17 protein-coding genes are annotated in these 16,259 nt (G+C 54.0%); 3 read left to right on the forward strand and 14 right to left on the reverse strand.

The features are described 5' to 3' along the window. Positions 1-69: 69 nt before the first annotated feature. Entirely contained in the window at positions 70-1,215 is a 1,146-nt protein-coding gene (gene mnmA / locus OLX08_RS01935) for a tRNA 2-thiouridine(34) synthase MnmA (RefSeq protein WP_391482138.1), read from the forward strand. 23 nt (positions 1,216-1,238) lie between these two features. On the opposite strand, the gene lpxB is transcribed toward mnmA, so the two are convergent. From lpxB to pyrH, 13 genes are all read right to left on the reverse strand, one after another. Next, entirely contained in the window at positions 1,239-2,402 is a 1,164-nt protein-coding gene (lpxB, locus tag OLX08_RS01940; RefSeq protein WP_391482139.1) for a lipid-A-disaccharide synthase, read from the reverse strand. A gap of 14 nt (positions 2,403-2,416) precedes the next feature. Then, a complete protein-coding gene (locus OLX08_RS01945; protein WP_391482140.1) occupies positions 2,417-3,304 on the reverse strand; it encodes an LpxI family protein in 888 nt (295 codons plus the stop codon). Continuing rightward, complete coding sequence (gene lpxA / locus OLX08_RS01950) at positions 3,301-4,086, reverse strand: acyl-ACP--UDP-N-acetylglucosamine O-acyltransferase (RefSeq protein WP_391482141.1); 786 nt, start codon at positions 4,084-4,086, stop codon at positions 3,301-3,303. The genes OLX08_RS01945 and lpxA overlap by 4 nt, the downstream gene beginning before the upstream one ends. After that, positions 4,083-4,559 (reverse strand): 3-hydroxyacyl-ACP dehydratase FabZ, encoded by a 477-nt coding sequence (fabZ, locus tag OLX08_RS01955; protein ID WP_391482142.1) that lies wholly within the window; start codon positions 4,557-4,559, stop codon positions 4,083-4,085. The genes lpxA and fabZ overlap by 4 nt, the downstream gene beginning before the upstream one ends. Before the next feature lie 102 nt (positions 4,560-4,661). Next, positions 4,662-5,123 (reverse strand): OmpH family outer membrane protein, encoded by a 462-nt coding sequence (locus OLX08_RS01960; RefSeq protein WP_391482143.1) that lies wholly within the window; start codon positions 5,121-5,123, stop codon positions 4,662-4,664. 101 nt (positions 5,124-5,224) lie between these two features. Then, positions 5,225-7,558: an outer membrane protein assembly factor BamA gene (bamA, locus tag OLX08_RS01965; RefSeq protein ID WP_391482144.1), complete on the reverse strand. Its 2,334-nt coding sequence runs from the start codon at positions 7,556-7,558 to the stop codon at positions 5,225-5,227. A 108-nt stretch (positions 7,559-7,666) separates the two neighbouring features. Next, positions 7,667-7,798, reverse strand: coding sequence for a hypothetical protein (locus OLX08_RS01970; protein WP_267884453.1), 132 nt, complete (start codon positions 7,796-7,798; stop codon positions 7,667-7,669). Positions 7,799-7,955: 157 nt separating this feature from the next. Further along, a complete protein-coding gene (gene rseP / locus OLX08_RS01975) occupies positions 7,956-9,284 on the reverse strand; it encodes an RIP metalloprotease RseP (RefSeq protein ID WP_391482145.1) in 1,329 nt (442 codons plus the stop codon). A gap of 48 nt (positions 9,285-9,332) precedes the next feature. Next, a complete protein-coding gene (gene dxr, locus OLX08_RS01980) occupies positions 9,333-10,505 on the reverse strand; it encodes a 1-deoxy-D-xylulose-5-phosphate reductoisomerase (protein WP_391482146.1) in 1,173 nt (390 codons plus the stop codon). Further along, a complete protein-coding gene (locus OLX08_RS01985; protein ID WP_391483159.1) occupies positions 10,502-11,302 on the reverse strand; it encodes a phosphatidate cytidylyltransferase in 801 nt (266 codons plus the stop codon). The genes dxr and OLX08_RS01985 overlap by 4 nt, the downstream gene beginning before the upstream one ends. Continuing rightward, positions 11,286-12,077 carry a polyprenyl diphosphate synthase gene (gene uppS, locus OLX08_RS01990; RefSeq protein WP_391482147.1) on the reverse strand — a complete coding sequence of 264 codons (792 nt, stop codon included), beginning with the start codon at positions 12,075-12,077 and terminating at the stop codon, positions 11,286-11,288. Before uppS ends, OLX08_RS01985 begins: the two co-directional genes overlap by 17 nt. Before the next feature lie 56 nt (positions 12,078-12,133). Beyond that, positions 12,134-12,697, reverse strand: coding sequence for a ribosome recycling factor (frr, locus tag OLX08_RS01995; protein ID WP_391482148.1), 564 nt, complete (start codon positions 12,695-12,697; stop codon positions 12,134-12,136). A 126-nt stretch (positions 12,698-12,823) separates the two neighbouring features. Next, positions 12,824-13,543 carry a UMP kinase gene (gene pyrH, locus OLX08_RS02000; RefSeq protein ID WP_048597724.1) on the reverse strand — a complete coding sequence of 240 codons (720 nt, stop codon included), beginning with the start codon at positions 13,541-13,543 and terminating at the stop codon, positions 12,824-12,826. A gap of 91 nt (positions 13,544-13,634) precedes the next feature. Here pyrH and miaA point away from each other — a divergent pair, with 91 nt between their 5' ends. Both miaA and OLX08_RS02010 read left to right on the forward strand, forming a co-directional pair. After that, the gene (miaA, locus tag OLX08_RS02005) at positions 13,635-14,513 is read left to right on the forward strand and encodes a tRNA (adenosine(37)-N6)-dimethylallyltransferase MiaA (protein WP_391482149.1); all 879 of its coding nucleotides are present in this window, start codon (positions 13,635-13,637) and stop codon (positions 14,511-14,513) included. A 116-nt stretch (positions 14,514-14,629) separates the two neighbouring features. Further along, positions 14,630-15,577, forward strand: coding sequence for a helix-turn-helix domain-containing protein (locus tag OLX08_RS02010; protein WP_391482151.1), 948 nt, complete (start codon positions 14,630-14,632; stop codon positions 15,575-15,577). Here the strand turns inward: OLX08_RS02010 and OLX08_RS02015 are convergent. Further along, positions 15,574-16,173, reverse strand: a complete 600-nt coding sequence (locus OLX08_RS02015) for a lytic transglycosylase domain-containing protein (RefSeq protein ID WP_391482153.1) — start codon at positions 16,171-16,173, stop codon at positions 15,574-15,576. The two genes, OLX08_RS02010 and OLX08_RS02015, sit on opposite strands and share 4 nt — an antisense overlap. Positions 16,174-16,259: the final 86 nt, after the last annotated feature.

A 16,259-nucleotide genomic window follows, 5' to 3' on the forward strand; every position in this document is an offset into this window, starting at 1 on the left:
GCGCAATTTTATTATATCTGTGCACAAACCTGTTACTTGCGATTAACCTCATCACCCGGAGAACCGCTTATGGCACTCGATCACACCGCTGGTCTTAACTCACTTGGCTTTGCAAAACCGCCATCTGAGACACGTGTCGTTGTGGCCATGTCCGGCGGCGTCGACAGCTCTGTTGTGGCTGCACAACTGGCTGAAGAAGGCTATGATGTGGTGGGTGTTACGCTACAACTTTATGACCACGGGGCCGCTCTTGCCAAAAAGGGTGCGTGCTGTGCGGGTCGCGATATCCACGATGCACGTCGCGTCGCCGAAGAGATGAACTTCCCCCACTATGTCCTTGATTATGAAAATATTTTCAAAGACGCTGTGATGGATGAGTTCGCGGAAAGCTACCTTGGTGGTGCAACGCCCGTACCCTGTATTCGGTGTAACGAGCGGGTGAAATTCAAAGACCTGCTGGAAACTGCCAAAGACCTTGAGGCGGATTGCATGGCAACCGGCCACTACATTCAGCGCAAGATGGGTGCGAACGGTCCCGAGCTGCATTCAGCCGAAGACAGCAACCGTGATCAGTCATACTTTTTGTTCTCAACCACGCCAGAACAATTGTCCTATCTGCGCTTCCCCCTTGGTCATTTGCCAAGCAAGGAAGCGACACGCGCCCTTGCCCAAAAATACGGCCTACCGGTGGCGGATAAACCTGACAGCCAAGACATTTGTTTTGTGCCTGATGGCGACTACGCCAAGGTGATTGAAAAACTGCGCCCCGGTGCTGCGGAGCCGGGCAATATTGTTCATGCGGATGGACGCATTCTGGGCACCCATGAAGGGGTCATCCACTACACCATTGGTCAGCGACGCGGCCTTGGAATTGGGGGGCTATCAGAGCCGCTTTATGTGGTGAAACTGGATGTGGATACAAAAGAAGTCGTAGTCGGTCCAAAGGACATGCTGGCAACGCGCAACATTCCAATCAAAGAGATCAACTGGCTCGGCGATACTGCGTTTGAGGCAGTCGCGGAACGCGAAATTTTGGTAAAAGTGCGATCAACCCGCCCGCCGCGGCCCGCAATTTTGCGCGCAAAGCCGGGGGGATTCGCGGAAGTTGAACTGCTGAGCGCGGAAGAAGGTGTCTCACCCGGGCAGGCCTGTGTATTTTATGAAGAAGGCAGCACGCGTATTTTGGGCGGCGGTTGGATTTGGCGCGGAGCCTGAGACCTTAACCGTTATTGAAAAGCCTAGCCTACCGACTTGTTGATACCACTCAAAATGGCCCGGGCGGCGCGCAGCCCTGCCCGCTCCTGCCCGCGTCCCAGCCGATCCATCGTGATGTCTAAGGCAGCCGATTGTGTCGCTGGTTTTGCAAAAAGTGTAGATAAGCCCTGCGCCACAGCCTCGGCTGTGCAGTTTTTCATCAAAAATTCGGGCACAACCCGCGTTTCAGACACCAGATTAACCAGCGTAACTGTATCCACCCGCATCAACCGGCGCATGATGGCCGCTGTAAGCCAGTTCATTTTATAGGCAATGACCATCGGCGTTTGTGCGGCGGCAAGTTCCAACGAAACAGTCCCTGATGCTGCAAGCGCAATATTGGCCGCGCCAAAGGCGGAAAGCTTCTCGGGCTGATCTGCGCTGTCGATCAGGATCGGTTTGACTGACCAATTCGCCGTTAGCTCAGTTACAAGGCCCCTTACGGAAGGCGCTACTGGCAACACAAACCGCGCATTGCTGTGTGTTTGCTGAAAATGCGCAAGCGCTTCCCCAAACACATCTGACAGGCGCCGCACTTCCCCACCACGAGACCCCGGAAGAACCAGAACCAAAGGGGCGTCCTCAGCAATTTGATGGCGCATACGAAATGCCGCACAGTCTTGCCTGCTCGCCTGGGCAGTATTGGCCACGGGATGGCCGACAAAATCGCATTGCATACCCGCTGCCTGCATAAAGGGCGGCTCAAACGGTAACAGGGCCAAGACCTGATCTACGTGGCGGGCCATTTTCTGTGCGCGTTTCGGACGCCATGCCCACACACTGGGTGCTACGTAATGAACGACGTGAATATCGCGCTGCGCTTTGACCAGCTTTGCGACCCTGAGACAAAAATCAGGGCTATCAATTGTCAGGATTACATCAGGTGCCGCGGCAATGGCGGCTTGGGCAGTTTGTGAAATACGCCGTTTCAGGTGGCGGTATTTCGGCAGTATCTCGGCCAAGCCCATCACGGACAGCTCTGACATATCGAACAGGCTTTCCAGACCTTGGCCCTGCATATTTGAACCGCCAATGCCCTGAAATGTGATGTTTGGACAAAGCTCTTTCAGCCCCGCCATAACATCACCACCAAGTGCGTCGCCCGATGGCTCACCTGCGATGATGAACACTTTCAAAGGATCAGACATCTCCACGCTGCCGCCTATGTCAGCACGTGTAAAAACAGCCCACCGTCGGATGCGGCGGCGATGGTTTTATCAAGCTCCAGAACCTGAGTATTGAGGCCGATCGCGATGCCGTTCAGACCAAGAGCAATGGCACCGCGAATGGTTTCCGGCCCAATGGTAGGCAGGTCAATTCGTAGATCCTGCCCCGCCTTCGGTGTCTTATAAAGCACACCGCCTTCTGGCAACCGAGGGTTCCGGCGAGGGGCATCTTGGATTGGTCCGGCCAAAACATCCGTGGCAAAACCCAATGGATCAGAAAATACATCTGCCACGTCTTGCGCAGGTGCTGCTTGTAGCAAAGACTGCATCATCCAATCGGTGCCCAAAAGCGCCTCAACCGCCAAAACCTGACCATGGGCTACGATCAACGCTTGCCCAACGTCTGCACCGGCCAGAGCACCATGCACATCACGAGCACGTGCAATATCCTTCATATCACCCTCGGAAGGCTTTACAGCCGTCAAATCCCCATGGGGCGGTAGCAGGCCGTCGACAAGTTGCGGTGCAGCGATGACTTCAAAACCGGCGTCCTCAAAAAGCGAAATCGCCACGCGCAAAGTGCTATCGTCGCCACCTGCCATTGCTGCCGCAATTTTTGGCACCAATGGCAAAGTGGCCGCATCTATTTTCGATGGGTCAATCTGTGGGCGAGTGGTAGCACCTGCGAAACACACCTGGCTTACCCCAAGGTCCGTAAGTGCAGCAAAAAAACTGCCTAATTGTTCCACTCGAAACGGCTGCACATCTGGCAAACTGGGATCAACATCGCCCATTGCCGCAATAACATGCGCACGGCCCGCAGTTTTGAGCGCGCAATGCACCGCAACAGGCAATTGGCCCTGCCCTGCAATCAGAGCAATCATTTTGGGGTCAAGAAGTGGCGATCCGTGGTGCCCGTAACAAAACGCACCAAATCCGCCACATAATCACTGTCGCTGTCTTGAGCCAGGCGCGCGGCGCGTTCGGCAAAACTGCCCTCGCCTTGCTTCAGCGTTTGAAAAGCCACCCTCAATGCGGTGATATCCGCACGTGCGACGCCTTTGCGCTTCAACCCAACAAGGTTGAGACCATCCAACTCGCCCCGTGGGCCTTGGACCAATCCATGTGGGATCACATCATTTGTCACCATTGAAAGCGCCCCGATGATAGCGCCCGTACCGATGCGCACAAACTGGTGGATGCCGCAGAGCCCACCAATGATAACATCGTCCTCTATCACGCAATGCCCCGCGATTGCTGTCTGGTTCACAATCACCACACGGTCGCCAATGATCGCATCATGAGCAACATGACAGCCCGCCATAAACAACCCGTCATCCCCAACGCGCGTCACGCCGCCGCCGCCGGACGTGCCGGTGTTCATCGTCACGTGTTCGCGAATGCGGTTCCGCGCACCTACGATCAGCTTTGTCTGTTCGCCCGCAAATTTAAGGTCTTGCGGGATTTCACCAATGCTTGAGAACGGAAAAATAATCGTCTCAGGGCCGATCTCGGTATCCCCCGCCACAACCACGTGTGATTTGAGAATGACGCCATCCGCGAGTTTAACGTGCGGCCCAACATGGCAAAACGGGCCAATCTCAACACCGTCGCCAATGACAGCACCGTCTTCGATGACCGCTGAGGGGTGAATATTTCCACTCATGCTTTGGGCAAATCCATCATTGCTGTGAAATCGCATTCAGCGGCCATCTCACCGTCCACTGTTGCAACGCCGCGGAATTTCCAGACTTTTCCGCCAGGTTTGCCGCGGGTGGTTTCCACGGCCAAACGCACCACATCACCGGGAACAACCATGCGCCGGAACTTCGCGTTGTCGATCCCCATAAAGTAAACCAGCAAATCCTTATCGACCATGTCCATCGCAACACCAACCATCACAGCAGACGTCTGAGCGAGCGCCTCAATGATGGTCACGCCAGGCATGATAGGTTTAGATGGAAAATGCCCCTGAAAATGTGGCTCATTCATGGTGACATTTTTGATGCCAACAGCCGATTGATACCCGTCAATATCAATAACTTTGTCAACAAGTAGAAACGGATAGCGATGCGGTATGATCCGTTGGATCAAGCCAATATCTGCTGATTTTAGATCGGTCTCGGCTGCGTCGCTCATGAAAGTCACCTGCGTTATATCTTGTTCCCCTGCCTAGCAAAGCGCAGCGGTGGCGGCAAGTTTCATGGGCTGCGGTCGCAGAGCACACTGACAACGTCTGCCCTAGTCGGATTTTGATCCGTCTCCGAGGGCAGCATCAGCCAAACGAATGGCCTCATCCGTGATGTCAATCGCATCCGCCGACAAAAAGACGCTGCCACGCTCGAGTACCGCTACTGCGCGACGCTCGGCCAAAATGTTGGCCAGGATCGGAAGGGCCTCATTGATGAACTCGGCCCGTGCCCGTTCATATCGTTGTGACAGCACGCGCCCTGTTTCATCTTGGGACTGTCGCGCGCGCTGGACACGGATATCAAACACATCGACCATAGCCGAAAACTCATCTGCTGGTGTGACATCACGCAACTCAAGCAACCGCTGTTCTTCGGCTTCAAGCTCTGCCTCCAACTCGCGTTTGGTTTGTACAAGGCGTAGCCGCTCTGCCTCAAGATCGGTTGCGACGCGCTTGCCGTATTCGCTGTTGGTGAAGAAGCGGTCACTATCGATCACAAGGACCGCGCTCATCACCACACCTGTGTCAAAGCCGGGTCCACGCGTTGTTTGTGCCTGCGCCGCACCCACGGCCATGCAAAGCACAGCGCAGAAGGCAAAAACATCCCTAAGCATCAAAAGCTTGTCGAAACGGAAAGATCAAAGGTTTCCGTTTTGTCGAAGTTCTTTTCAAACTCGAGCGGTTTTGAGAAGTTAAACCGAAGCGGGCCAATCGCGGTATTCCAGAAAATTGAAACACCGATAGCAGAACGAAGTGAGAAGCTGTCATCAATCGCACCGCTCAGATCATCATCCAAACCCCAAACCGAGCCCGCATCCAGATAAACCCCGCCTGAAATGCCATACTCTTCCGGCAATCCGATTGGGAAATCAGCCTCAAGTCGCATCACTGCGTAGTAGTTACCGCCAAGCGCATCATTGGCAGGCGCGTTACGATCGCGGGGACCAAAGCCACCGGGCTCGAACCCGCGCAGACGGCCACTTGATCCAAAACGATCTGTCACAGCGCTTGTGGTGTCGTTCAGCGAGTTCAGCGCACCACCTTCAAATACTGCACGAAGCGTGACTTCGTCGCTCAGGACTTTGGTGGTCGCCCCTGCAAAGAATGTGCTGCGCAAATACTCTTTGTCACCGCCAACGCCTGCGAAGTCTTGCGAGAAGCGGAAGATCACACCTGCGTCAGGATTAAGACCCGTGGTGCGCGAGTCGAAGCTGTAGGTATAACCAACTGAGCTGACTGTCTCACGTCCCTTGGCTTGATCTTGTTGCAAAAGGTCCGACGATTCCAAGCGCGCGTCAGAGCCGTCGCTTACATCAAGCACCTCCTCGAACCCCAGTGAATACCGCAGGCTCAACCGGCCGTTTTCGCTCACAGGGAAGTTGATGGATGGGGACAGACGTGCGCTTTCGGTGTTGTAGGCGGCGAAATCACTGTCCGTGGTGCCATAGCTGCCTGACAGACCAAAGCCCAACTCACGGTCCAGAAACGCAGGCTCGTTGAAACTAAAGCTGAGGGATTCACTGCCATCGGTGGTGTTGAAACCAAGCGAAACTGACTGCCCACGGCCCAAGAAGTTACGCTCACGCAGCTCAGCTGTCAGGCCAAAACCGTTTGCAGTGCCAAAACTCGCCCCGAACGACAGACTGCCGGTGGGTTGTTCTTCCACATCAACGTCAATCACAACTTGGTTGGGGCTGGAGCCCTCGCGCGCCTGCACGCCAGCATTGCCGAAATAACCCAAAGCGCGGATACGCTCGGCTGAATTGCGGATTTCACGGGGATTGAATGGATCGCCTTCAACGACTTTGAATTGACGGCGAATAACCCGATCAAGCGTTGTCGAATTGCCTTCAATATCAATGCGCTCAACGAAAATGCGATCACCGCGTGTCAATTCAAACGTCACATCAAGGGTCAGGTCGCGATCGTTGCGCGTCACCCGCGGATCGGCGCGCACAAAGTTCAAGCCCAACTCAAGCGCGCGGCGCTCAAGGCGGGCAATGTTGATGTCGATCAGGTTCGGGGAATAGACTGGTGAGCGCCCGACTTTCAGCGCATCTTCGAATTCTGCGGTATCCACATCATCCAAAAGGCTTACAACGTTGACCTCTCCAAGGCGGAACTGCTGGCCTTCTTCGACATCAAATGTGATCAGGAACGCGTCGCGTTCACGGGTCAGCTCGGATGAGACCCCTTGGATATTGAAATCCACATAACCGCGAGAGGCGTAAAAGTCGCTTAGGACTTGGCGGTCAAAATTCACGCGGTCTTCAATAAACGTGTCGCGGCTGACGACTTGGCGGAAGATACCCGCTTGTTTGGTCTGCAGGACACGGCGCAAACGGCGGTCCGAATAAGCGCGGTTGCCCGTAAACGACAAGCGCTCAACTTCTACAACGCGGCCTTCAGTTACTTCGAACACAAGATCGACGCGGTTGTCAGAACGGCGGATGATGCTTGGCTTAACAGTTGCGGCCAAACGCCCCTGCTCCGCGTAGGCTTGCGCGATTAGTTCGGCATCCTGTTCGGCCACACTCGGACTGTAAACGCGGCGCGGTTGCGAGGCGATTAAGCTTTGGACAACCTCATCTTTCAGGCGGCGGTTACCTTCAACATTGATCTGGTTAATTGTGGGGAATTCAGCAACTTCAATCACAAGCGTGCTGCCGCGTGGCGTCAGAACTACGTCCTCAAACAGGCCCGAACTTAGCACACGTTGAAATGCATCGTTTAGCTGGCCTGCACTGATCGTCTCGCCGCGGCTAATGCCAGCAAACGACAGGATGGTAGCCGCCTCAACGCGGGCGTTCCCTTCAATTTCGACGTTATCAAATGTAAAAGACTGCGCGTAAACAGCGCCAGACATAAAGCCGGCAGTCACTGCCGCTAGGCCCGCTCGTTTCATCGTACCTGTTCCGGCACGACATACACCCAAAAGCAAACCCATTAGCTATCCCCAGCAAACCTAAAATCTGATGCCAGAAATATCCTTTCTACAGCATGATGTCAAAACGATCTGACAGCCCGCGAAAGGTTATAAAGTGGACCGTGATTGTTACTGTAAAACGCTGCCAATCACACTGCCTGCCCAGAGTGCCGCAGCGATTGTTGCGAGATAAAGCGCACGGTCCCAATTCAGGTCCAAAACAAGGCGCATGCTGCGATATGATTGATGAATTGTTTGCATAGATGCCTCCTGAAATAATGACCGCACACACGCGCGATCGTGATGTATCTAGGAGCTAAATGAGGCCGAAATTAGGCGAGGTGCGCAAAGAACCACCTTCACCTATGTCAAATATCAGCCCGTGCAACGCCGCAACGTGCGCATCAAACGGCAGGCATCAGGTGCAAAATATATCATGCCCCAAGGCAAATACCATCAGACCCAACAATAACGTCAGCCCTGCAGCCATGAATATCTCAAGCGCGCGCGCTGACGGCTGACGGCCCGTGATGGCCTCATACGCATGAAATACCAAATGCCCACCATCCAGAACCGGGATCGGAAACAGGTTCAACAGTCCGACGGCCGTAGACAAAAATGCGATAAACCAAATGAAGCTCTGCCCCCCTTGGCTGGCCATCGCACCGGATGTTTGGGCAATACCTACGGGGCCGTTCAGGTTACACGTGCTGATCGCACCAGTGATAACTTGTTTAAGCCCGTTCAAACTGCCGGTGATGACACCCCATGTTAGCCGCACGCCATCAGTCACAGCTTCTGCCATGCCTACGGGTTCTGTTTTTGGCTCAAAGAACCAACCCATCCCGATGCCAATCATCCAACGGCGCTCGAACGTTCCGTCTTCTAGTGGCGTGTCGCGCGGCCGCGGGACCAGCGTAAATTGCATGGCCTGGCCATCACGCCAGACGTCCAATAGCAATGGCGCGCCTTCGGACGCCACGACAGCTGCCATCACTTGATCCGATGCAAACACAGGAGACCCGTTTATCGCCGTTATAACGTCATCAATCTTCATGTTCACAGACAGTGCCGCTGATTTTGGCGCAAGACTGGTCACAATTGGAACCGATGGATAAGGCCCTGAAACCTCAAGTTGGATGCCGTCCCGCTCAACCACATAGTCGAGGATCGGCTCTTTGGGGAGCGAGCGAAATGTAGCCGCAAACTTTTCAGTTGTCGTCACATCAGAGCCGTTAATTTCAATCAACGCATCGCCGTCCTGAAGCCCCTGCTGCATCTGCGGCGGCAACGACGGCAGTTCAGCGATGGTCAACGGATCCGCAGCTTTGCCGTCCCATAAGATTACACCACCAAAAATCAGGATTGACAGTGCAAAGTTGAAAAACGGCCCTGCTGCCACGGTGGCAGAACGTGCCCACAAAGGCGCGCCCGCCATTGTGTTGCGCGCAGGGGCCGCTTCACCCTCAGCGCTTCCAACAGAAGCAGCGTTTGCGTCACCTAGAAATTTGACGTACCCGCCGAACGGTAGTGCGGCGATCTGCCATTTAGTGCCGCGCCGATCGACCCGTGAATAGAGCACCGGCCCAAAACCAAGGCTAAAGACTTCTGCATGGATGCCCGACCAACGGCCCACAATGTAATGGCCGTACTCGTGGATCGCGACAATCACAGAAAGCGCAACAACAAAGGCCAAAAGCGTGTAGGCGATGCCGCCAAACTCACTGATAAGACTTGCTAAATCCATGATGTTATTCGCCCGATCTGCACGCTTTTTGCTGGTGCGTTAGATAAATTACGCGGCTACCGATTTGCTTTTGATGTCCGCGATCTGCCTTGCCATGTGGTCTGCGGCCTGCACCGTATCAAGGGTGATATCGGTGTTTCTGAGGCGATTGTCTGCGTCCATTTGGCTCAGCACCTGCTCAACGACCTGCGCCATATCCAAAAAGCCGATGCTACCCGCGATAAAATGATCAAGCGCGCGCTCTTTCGCACCGTTGAACACAGCACCTGACAACCCACCAAGCTCCATCACCTCGCGGGCGAGCCTTAGGGCGGGATACCGCGCTTCATCTGGGGCACGGAACGTGAATGATCCAATCTTGGCCAGATCGAGGCGCTCAACAGGCAGCTTGCGCCGCTCAGGCCAGTGAAGCGCAAACCCAATCGCATGGCGCATATCAGGCGGGCCAACGTGGGCCATCAGAGCCCCATCATTAAAACCAACGAGCGCATGGATCATACTTTCAGGGTGAACAAGTGTCTCAATTTGCGACGGAAGAATGCCAAAAAACTCTTTAGCTTCAATAAGTTCTAAAGACTTATTAAACATAGACGCGCTATCAATCGTGATCCGCTGCCCCATGTCCCAATTTGGATGACTAGACGCATCTGCAACGGTCGCCGCCCTGATCTTATCAATCGGCCAATCGCGAAAAGCGCCGCCGCTGGCGGTAATTATGACGCGCTCAACAGCAGACATATCTTCACCGATCAGCGCCTGAAAAACAGCTGAGTGTTCGCTATCAACAGGCAGAATGGTCGCATTATTTTCGCGGGCCAAGCGCATAAGTAGCGGACCCGCAGCGACAAGGGATTCTTTATTTGCCAACGCCAGCGTGGCGCCTTGTTTTACAGCCTCAAGGCTTGGAACAAGACCAGCGACACCCACAATTGCCGACATAATCCAATCGGCTGGGCGCGCTGCCGCTTCCTTGATCGCACTTGAGCCTGCCTGGGCCTCAACTCCGCTTCCGGCAAGCGCATTACGCAATTCATCAAGGCGCGCGTCATAGCATGTAACGGCTACCTCTGCCCCAAACTCAATCGCATCTTGAGCCAATTGTTTGATGTTTGCGCCACCCGACAGCGCAACAACCTGACATTCATGAGGGGCGCGGCGGATCAAATCAATTGTGTTTTGACCAATACTTCCGGTGGCACCAAAGATGCTCACACGTTTCAAAATGCCACTCCCGGCACATCAAGCACCATCGCGACCAACAGCATTACAAGGGAGGCACCCAACAGCGCATCGAACCGGTCAAACAGGCCCCCATGGCCCGGAATCAGCGTGGAGCTGTCTTTGACACCCATCCGCCGTTTAAGCGCACTTTCGGCGATATCACCCATCTGACCTGCAAAACTGAGCGCGACAGAAATGATGGGAAGAGCCGCACCTGCATCTGTATTGACCGCAAAAACATAGCCCACCAGCGCCGACAGCCCCCAGCCCGCAACAGTTCCTGACCACGTCTTTTTCGGACTCACGCTTGGCCAAAATTTAGGCCCACCAAACGTACGGCCAGCAAAATATCCGCCGATGTCTGTGACGATCACGATACTGACCAACCAAAGGATCCACACGGTCCCATAAGTTTCGCGGAAATGCACAAGGCCCCATCCTGCAAGCAAAATTCCCAATGCAAAACAAAAACCAGCGAGCCGTTCGCTTTTGAGCGACAACATCAAAAAGACTGGCGGGATCAACAAAAGTGGCAAAAACACATGGTAGTCACTGGCAAGCAAACCCGACAAAACGGATGCGGTTAAAGCCGCCGCCAACATGCCAGGCGTTGGCCGGTCAGGTTGGATCATCATAGCAACTTCCCAAACCATTACGGCCGTCACAAACACAGTAAGCATCTGATACCAGACGCCACCTGCAACAATTCCCGCCACACCAACAACGGCCATTCCAATGCCAGAAAGTGTACGGGTCTTTAAATCATCCCATTTGGCGGCATCAGTTTTGGTCGGCATCATTGAAGTCTAGGTCTCGGTTAGGGGTTTTGGTCAGGGGTGTTGATGCCTGAGTTGGTTCCGAAACGCCACCAAATCGGCGTGACCTGCCACCATACGAGGCCACCACATCCGCAAGAATATCTTTGGTAAAATCCGGCCACAAGGTATCGATAAATTCGTATTCCGCGTAGGCGGACTGCCACAAAAGGAAATTGGAAATGCGCGCTTCACCGCTGGTGCGGATCACAAGATCAGGATCTGGCAAGAAGTGTGTATCAAGGTAGCGAGGCAGCGTTTCTTCATCCACATCACCAGGCAGCAAAGCACCCGCCTGCACATCTGCAGCCAGCCGCTTCGTCGCGCGCGCAACCTCATCGCGACCACCATAGTTCAACGCAATCGTCAGGTGCACTTTGCTGTTGGCGCTTGTTAACAGCTCAAGCTGATCCATCATTGTCACAAGTTTTGTGTCAAGACGTGCCCGGTCACCAATAAAGCGAACACGGACTCCTTCCGCCAACAAATCATTCGCTTCGCGCAAAATATAGCGTCGGAAAAGCTTCATCAGCCCCGAAACTTCGATCTGCGTACGCTTCCAATTCTCTGTGGAGAAAGCAAAAATAGTAAGGTATTTTACACCAACGCCCGGACATGCCCGCACGATTTCTTTGACTCGTTTTGCGCCTGCATGATGACCCAAAAGCCGCGGACGGCCACGCATGGTCGCCCATCTACCGTTACCGTCCATAATTACGGCAACGTGCTTGGGCCCTTTTTGTGCATCTTCAAACATTACTAAAAATTCCTACTAAAAATACATTCAATACGCAGTGCAAGCCTTTGATAATGCTAAACTTGCATGATCTCTGCTTGTTTTACTTCAAGCGCTTCATCGACCGCCTTGATGAATTTATCAGTCATTTCCTGCACTTCGGATTCCCAAAGCTTTTGATCATCTTCGGACATGCCGTCGTTTTTGGCCTTTTTGATCTGGTCCATACCGTCACGTCGAATGTTACGCACACTGACACGGGCGTTCTCGGCGTAAGAGCCCGCAACTTTGGTAAGCTCGCGGCGGCGCTCTTCGTTCAGTTCGGGGATCGGCAGCATGATTATCGTGCCGTTCAGTTGTGGGTTGATGCCAAGGCCACTTTCACGGATCGCTTTTTCAACTTTCCCCACAAGGCCTTTGTCCCAAACGTTAATCGTAACCATGCGCGGCTCGGGAACATTGACCGTCCCTACTTGATTAACCGGTGTCATGGACCCGTAGGCGTCCACCATCACCGGCTCAAGCATTGAGCCGGAGGCTCGGCCCGTTCGCAAAGATGCAAATTCAACCCGCAAATTTGCGATTGCACCGTCCATGCGGCGCTCAAGGTCATCAGTATCAAGAAGAAAATCGTCGGACATATGTTTGCTCGTTTATTAACGGTTTGTTTTCTAAGCTATACCTTGGAAGGGCATTGCAATCCAGTGTTGTGATTAAGGCGCCGGCCGCGCGTCACAATCCAGCGCGCAATTAATCCCAGTGAGGCGTTATTGATGGACCCGCGTATAAGTTCCCTCACCCGCCAGAATGCCGCGGAAACCGCCGGGTTCATCAAGGCTGAAGACAATAATGGGAAGGCTGTTGTCGCGCGCCAAAGCAATCGCACTGGCGTCCATCACATTCAGGCGCTTGGCGAGAACATCATCATAGGTAACATTATCATAGCGCACTGCATCATCATGTTTGGCGGGATCTTTGTCATAGACGCCATCAACTTTGGTGCCCTTAAAGATCGCCTCACACGACATCTCGTTTGCGCGCAAAGTCGCAGCCGTATCAGTTGTGAAATAGGGGTTGCCCGTGCCAGCAGCAAAGATGCAAACGCGCTTTTTCTCTAGGTGGCGAACGGCGCGACGGCGGATATAAGGCTCCGCCACTTCGTTCATTGTAATGGCCGAAATGACACGCGTATGGATGCCGTGCCCCTCAAGAGCAGATTGCATCGCCAGTGCATTCATTACGGTCGCGAGCATCCCCATATAGTCAGCCGTTGTTCGCTCCATCCCTTGGGCAGAGCCTTGAAGACCGCGGAAGATGTTGCCCCCGCCAATCACCATGCAAATCTCGACGCCCATTTCGTGAACGGTCTGCACCTCGCGGGCGATACGCTCCACCGTCGGCGGATGCAGCCCAAATCCCTGGTCGCCCATCAGCGCCTCGCCTGAGATTTTGAGCATAACCCGCTTAAACGTGGTTCCATCGGCCATGTGCTGTCTCCCGCGATCGCTTGCACTTTGTCTTTGCGCCAAAATGGAGTAAACCGCCCGCCGGTTCAATGACCAAAAGGCGCGCATTTTCATGTTTGACACGATCAAGACACTTTCAACGGAACTGCCTGTTTTGATCGCAGGGGCAACCGCGTCTGGAAAGTCCGCTTTAGCAATGGAAATTGCGGCGCAAAAAGGCGGGATCATTGTTAACGCAGATGCGCTACAAGTGTTCGAAAACTGGCGCGTGTTGACCGCCCGCCCCAGTGTTGAGGATGAGGCGCAAACACCGCACGCATTATACGGTCATGTAGCGGGGAATGACGCATACTCGGTGGGTCAATGGCTACGTGATGTGAAGGCGTTGATGGGGAATGAACGTCTGATTATTGTCGGCGGTACCGGTCTAAACTTTCGCGCGCTGACAGAAGGTTTGGCCGAAATCCCCCCCACACCACCCGCAATTCGCGCGCTTGCGAATGAACGTCTTGAGGCTGATGGGATTAACGCGCTTTTGGCGGAACTCGACGATGAAACCAGAAGCCGCATTGATCCTGCGAACCCGATGCGCGTGACGCGGGCGTGGGAAGTTGCCCAAACCACCGGCCGCCCGCTAAGCGACTGGCAAGACAGCACCCCACCGCCGATTGTCCCGCTGGCCAACTGTCATCCAATGTTGATCGATGCCCCGAAGGACTGGGTCAACGAACGGATTGAACGGCGCTTTGACATCATGCTTGCGCAAGGCGCATTGGACGAGGCACAGCGAAATCTCGCCACTTGGAACCCCGCGGATCAGTCCGCCAGAGCCATCGGTGCACCGGAGTTGATCGGCCATTTGCAAGGCGGATTAAGCTTGGCGGAAGCGCGCACGTTGGCAGTTACCGCTTCGCGGCAATACGCGAAACGTCAGCGGACTTGGTTTCGGACGCGTATGGGGAAATGGATGCCGCTCGACCCTACTGGTTGAGGCAACGCAGTTATAAATCGAACGTCTAATGATCTTTCTAGGATCGAAAGCCTTGCTTGGAATATAGTTTTCGAACATCCTAGCGGCGTCGTTAGTTTTTTAGTTTTCGGTTATTGATGTCACGAACACCCTTCACAAAGACAGTCCCTGCCCCCGCCGTGACACCTACATTTCACGTAGGGCCACGGGCGTTTGCCCAAATTACGAAAGGCGGGCAATGGCGGTTGTCACTTCCCCACTCAGTTCCTTGGCCACAATTCATTTGGATCACAAGAGGCACAGGATCATTCATGATCGGTGGACGTAAACGCGTGATTTCAGGCGCGGCGATGGCATTTGTGCCTGCAAACACCCTCATGGCTCTCGATCTTGGCGCTGGCACATTCGGCTCAGTCATGGCCCTGCCAAGTACCACTGAAGCAAATTTGCCAACTCAAAGTGCATATGTCCGCGTATCGGACGTGAAATTACAATCAGTGCTAAACGGCTTGTGGGATAATCTTGTGAATGAAGTTGAGCGGCCGACAAAGCACAACTTGGATCAAACGTTACACGCCGCCAACGAAGCTGCATTAGCAGCCCATGCAGCGTTACTTGGTGTTTGGTTGGTGCGCAACAGAATGCCAAACGATCAAATAAGACCGACCGCCGCCACAACACTGTTGGCAGGTTTCACTACGCTGCTGGCCGACAAATTTTGTACATCGGACACGGTCAGTAATTATGCCAAGGCCCTCGGCGTGACCGCAACACACCTATCTCGTGTTTGCAATTCAGAATTTGGCGTCCCCGCATCACGTCTTTTGCAGCTAACGAAACTATACGAAGCGCAGCGTTTACTTGCTGACACAGGTGTTAGTATACAAGAGGCCGCAGCACGCGTGGGCTTTGAAAGCGCTGCTTACTTCACACGTGTTTTTCAACAGCAAACGGGCCAAAACCCAACAGGTTTTCGCGCTCAGGCACGCGCTACACCCAAACCCCCACGCTCTGCCGCGACAGGCCCAGCGTTAACCGTGAAATTTGGCCGCGCTTTGCTACAGCCCGCACGCCAACGTGGTTAACTTCCGTAGATTTTACGAACGTAGTTTTGTGTTTCCCGAAAGGGAGGCACGCCGCCATGTTTGCGCACGGCACCTGGCCCTGCGTTGTAAGCCGCCAGCGCCAGACGCCACGACCGAAACGTGCGGTACTGCTCTGCAAGGTAGCGCGCGCCACCCTCGAGGTTCTGTTTTGGGTCCTTCGGATCAACCCGCAAATCGCGCGCCGTTGCAGGCATGAGTTGAGCCAGACCAATTGCACCTTTGCTCGACCGCGCAGTGCTGTTCCAAGCGGATTCCTGCTGAATAAGCCGCAAAAATAGCCCCTCTGGGATCCGATGTTTGCGTGCAGCTGCCTTGGCAAGCTTCAAATACGGGCCGTCATAAGTTCCATAATAACGCAAATCACGCGCTGTCCGGGTCGGGATACTGGCTGACTTGGGCTGTAGCCTGACCGAGTTAGCGTATTGTTTCGATGACCGCCCATCCAGAACATCTGTCTGCGACGCAAAAAGTGAAGCACGTGATTTGGAAGAAAAATCTGTATCAGACGCCTGACTTGCCAACGCAGATGCGGCAACAAACAAAGTACTTAACAAAGATGCCTTCAAAAAACTCATGATAATGCCGTGGCTGTCCGCGTCAGGTTAATTAACATTAAATATAGTTAATTTAGATATGATGACCACCCACGGCGCAAAGGGTA

Source organism: Nereida ignava (assembly GCF_047114695.1).
Lineage (GTDB): Bacteria > Pseudomonadota > Alphaproteobacteria > Rhodobacterales > Rhodobacteraceae > Nereida > Nereida ignava.

Excerpts from the sequence above, each read along its gene's own strand:
- mnmA (WP_391482138.1), top strand. The coding sequence starts at position 70 with ATGGCACTCGATCACACCGCTGGTCTTAACTCACTTGGCTTTGCAAAA.
- lpxB (WP_391482139.1), bottom strand. The coding sequence starts at position 2,402 with ATGTCTGATCCTTTGAAAGTGTTCATCATCGCAGGTGAGCCATCGGGC.
- OLX08_RS01945 (WP_391482140.1), bottom strand. The coding sequence starts at position 3,304 with ATGATTGCTCTGATTGCAGGGCAGGGCCAATTGCCTGTTGCGGTGCAT.
- lpxA (WP_391482141.1), bottom strand. The coding sequence starts at position 4,086 with ATGAGTGGAAATATTCACCCCTCAGCGGTCATCGAAGACGGTGCTGTC.
- fabZ (WP_391482142.1), bottom strand. The coding sequence starts at position 4,559 with ATGAGCGACGCAGCCGAGACCGATCTAAAATCAGCAGATATTGGCTTG.
- OLX08_RS01960 (WP_391482143.1), bottom strand. The coding sequence starts at position 5,123 with ATGAGCGCGGTCCTTGTGATCGATAGTGACCGCTTCTTCACCAACAGC.
- bamA (WP_391482144.1), bottom strand. The coding sequence starts at position 7,558 with ATGGGTTTGCTTTTGGGTGTATGTCGTGCCGGAACAGGTACGATGAAA.
- OLX08_RS01970 (WP_267884453.1), bottom strand. The coding sequence starts at position 7,798 with ATGCAAACAATTCATCAATCATATCGCAGCATGCGCCTTGTTTTGGAC.
- rseP (WP_391482145.1), bottom strand. The coding sequence starts at position 9,284 with ATGGATTTAGCAAGTCTTATCAGTGAGTTTGGCGGCATCGCCTACACG.
- OLX08_RS01985 (WP_391483159.1), bottom strand. The coding sequence starts at position 11,302 with ATGCCGACCAAAACTGATGCCGCCAAATGGGATGATTTAAAGACCCGT.
- uppS (WP_391482147.1), bottom strand. The coding sequence starts at position 12,077 with ATGTTTGAAGATGCACAAAAAGGGCCCAAGCACGTTGCCGTAATTATG.
- frr (WP_391482148.1), bottom strand. The coding sequence starts at position 12,697 with ATGTCCGACGATTTTCTTCTTGATACTGATGACCTTGAGCGCCGCATG.
- pyrH (WP_048597724.1), bottom strand. The coding sequence starts at position 13,543 with ATGGCCGATGGAACCACGTTTAAGCGGGTTATGCTCAAAATCTCAGGC.
- miaA (WP_391482149.1), top strand. The coding sequence starts at position 13,635 with ATGTTTGACACGATCAAGACACTTTCAACGGAACTGCCTGTTTTGATC.
- OLX08_RS02010 (WP_391482151.1), top strand. The coding sequence starts at position 14,630 with ATGTCACGAACACCCTTCACAAAGACAGTCCCTGCCCCCGCCGTGACA.
- OLX08_RS02015 (WP_391482153.1), bottom strand. The coding sequence starts at position 16,173 with ATGAGTTTTTTGAAGGCATCTTTGTTAAGTACTTTGTTTGTTGCCGCA.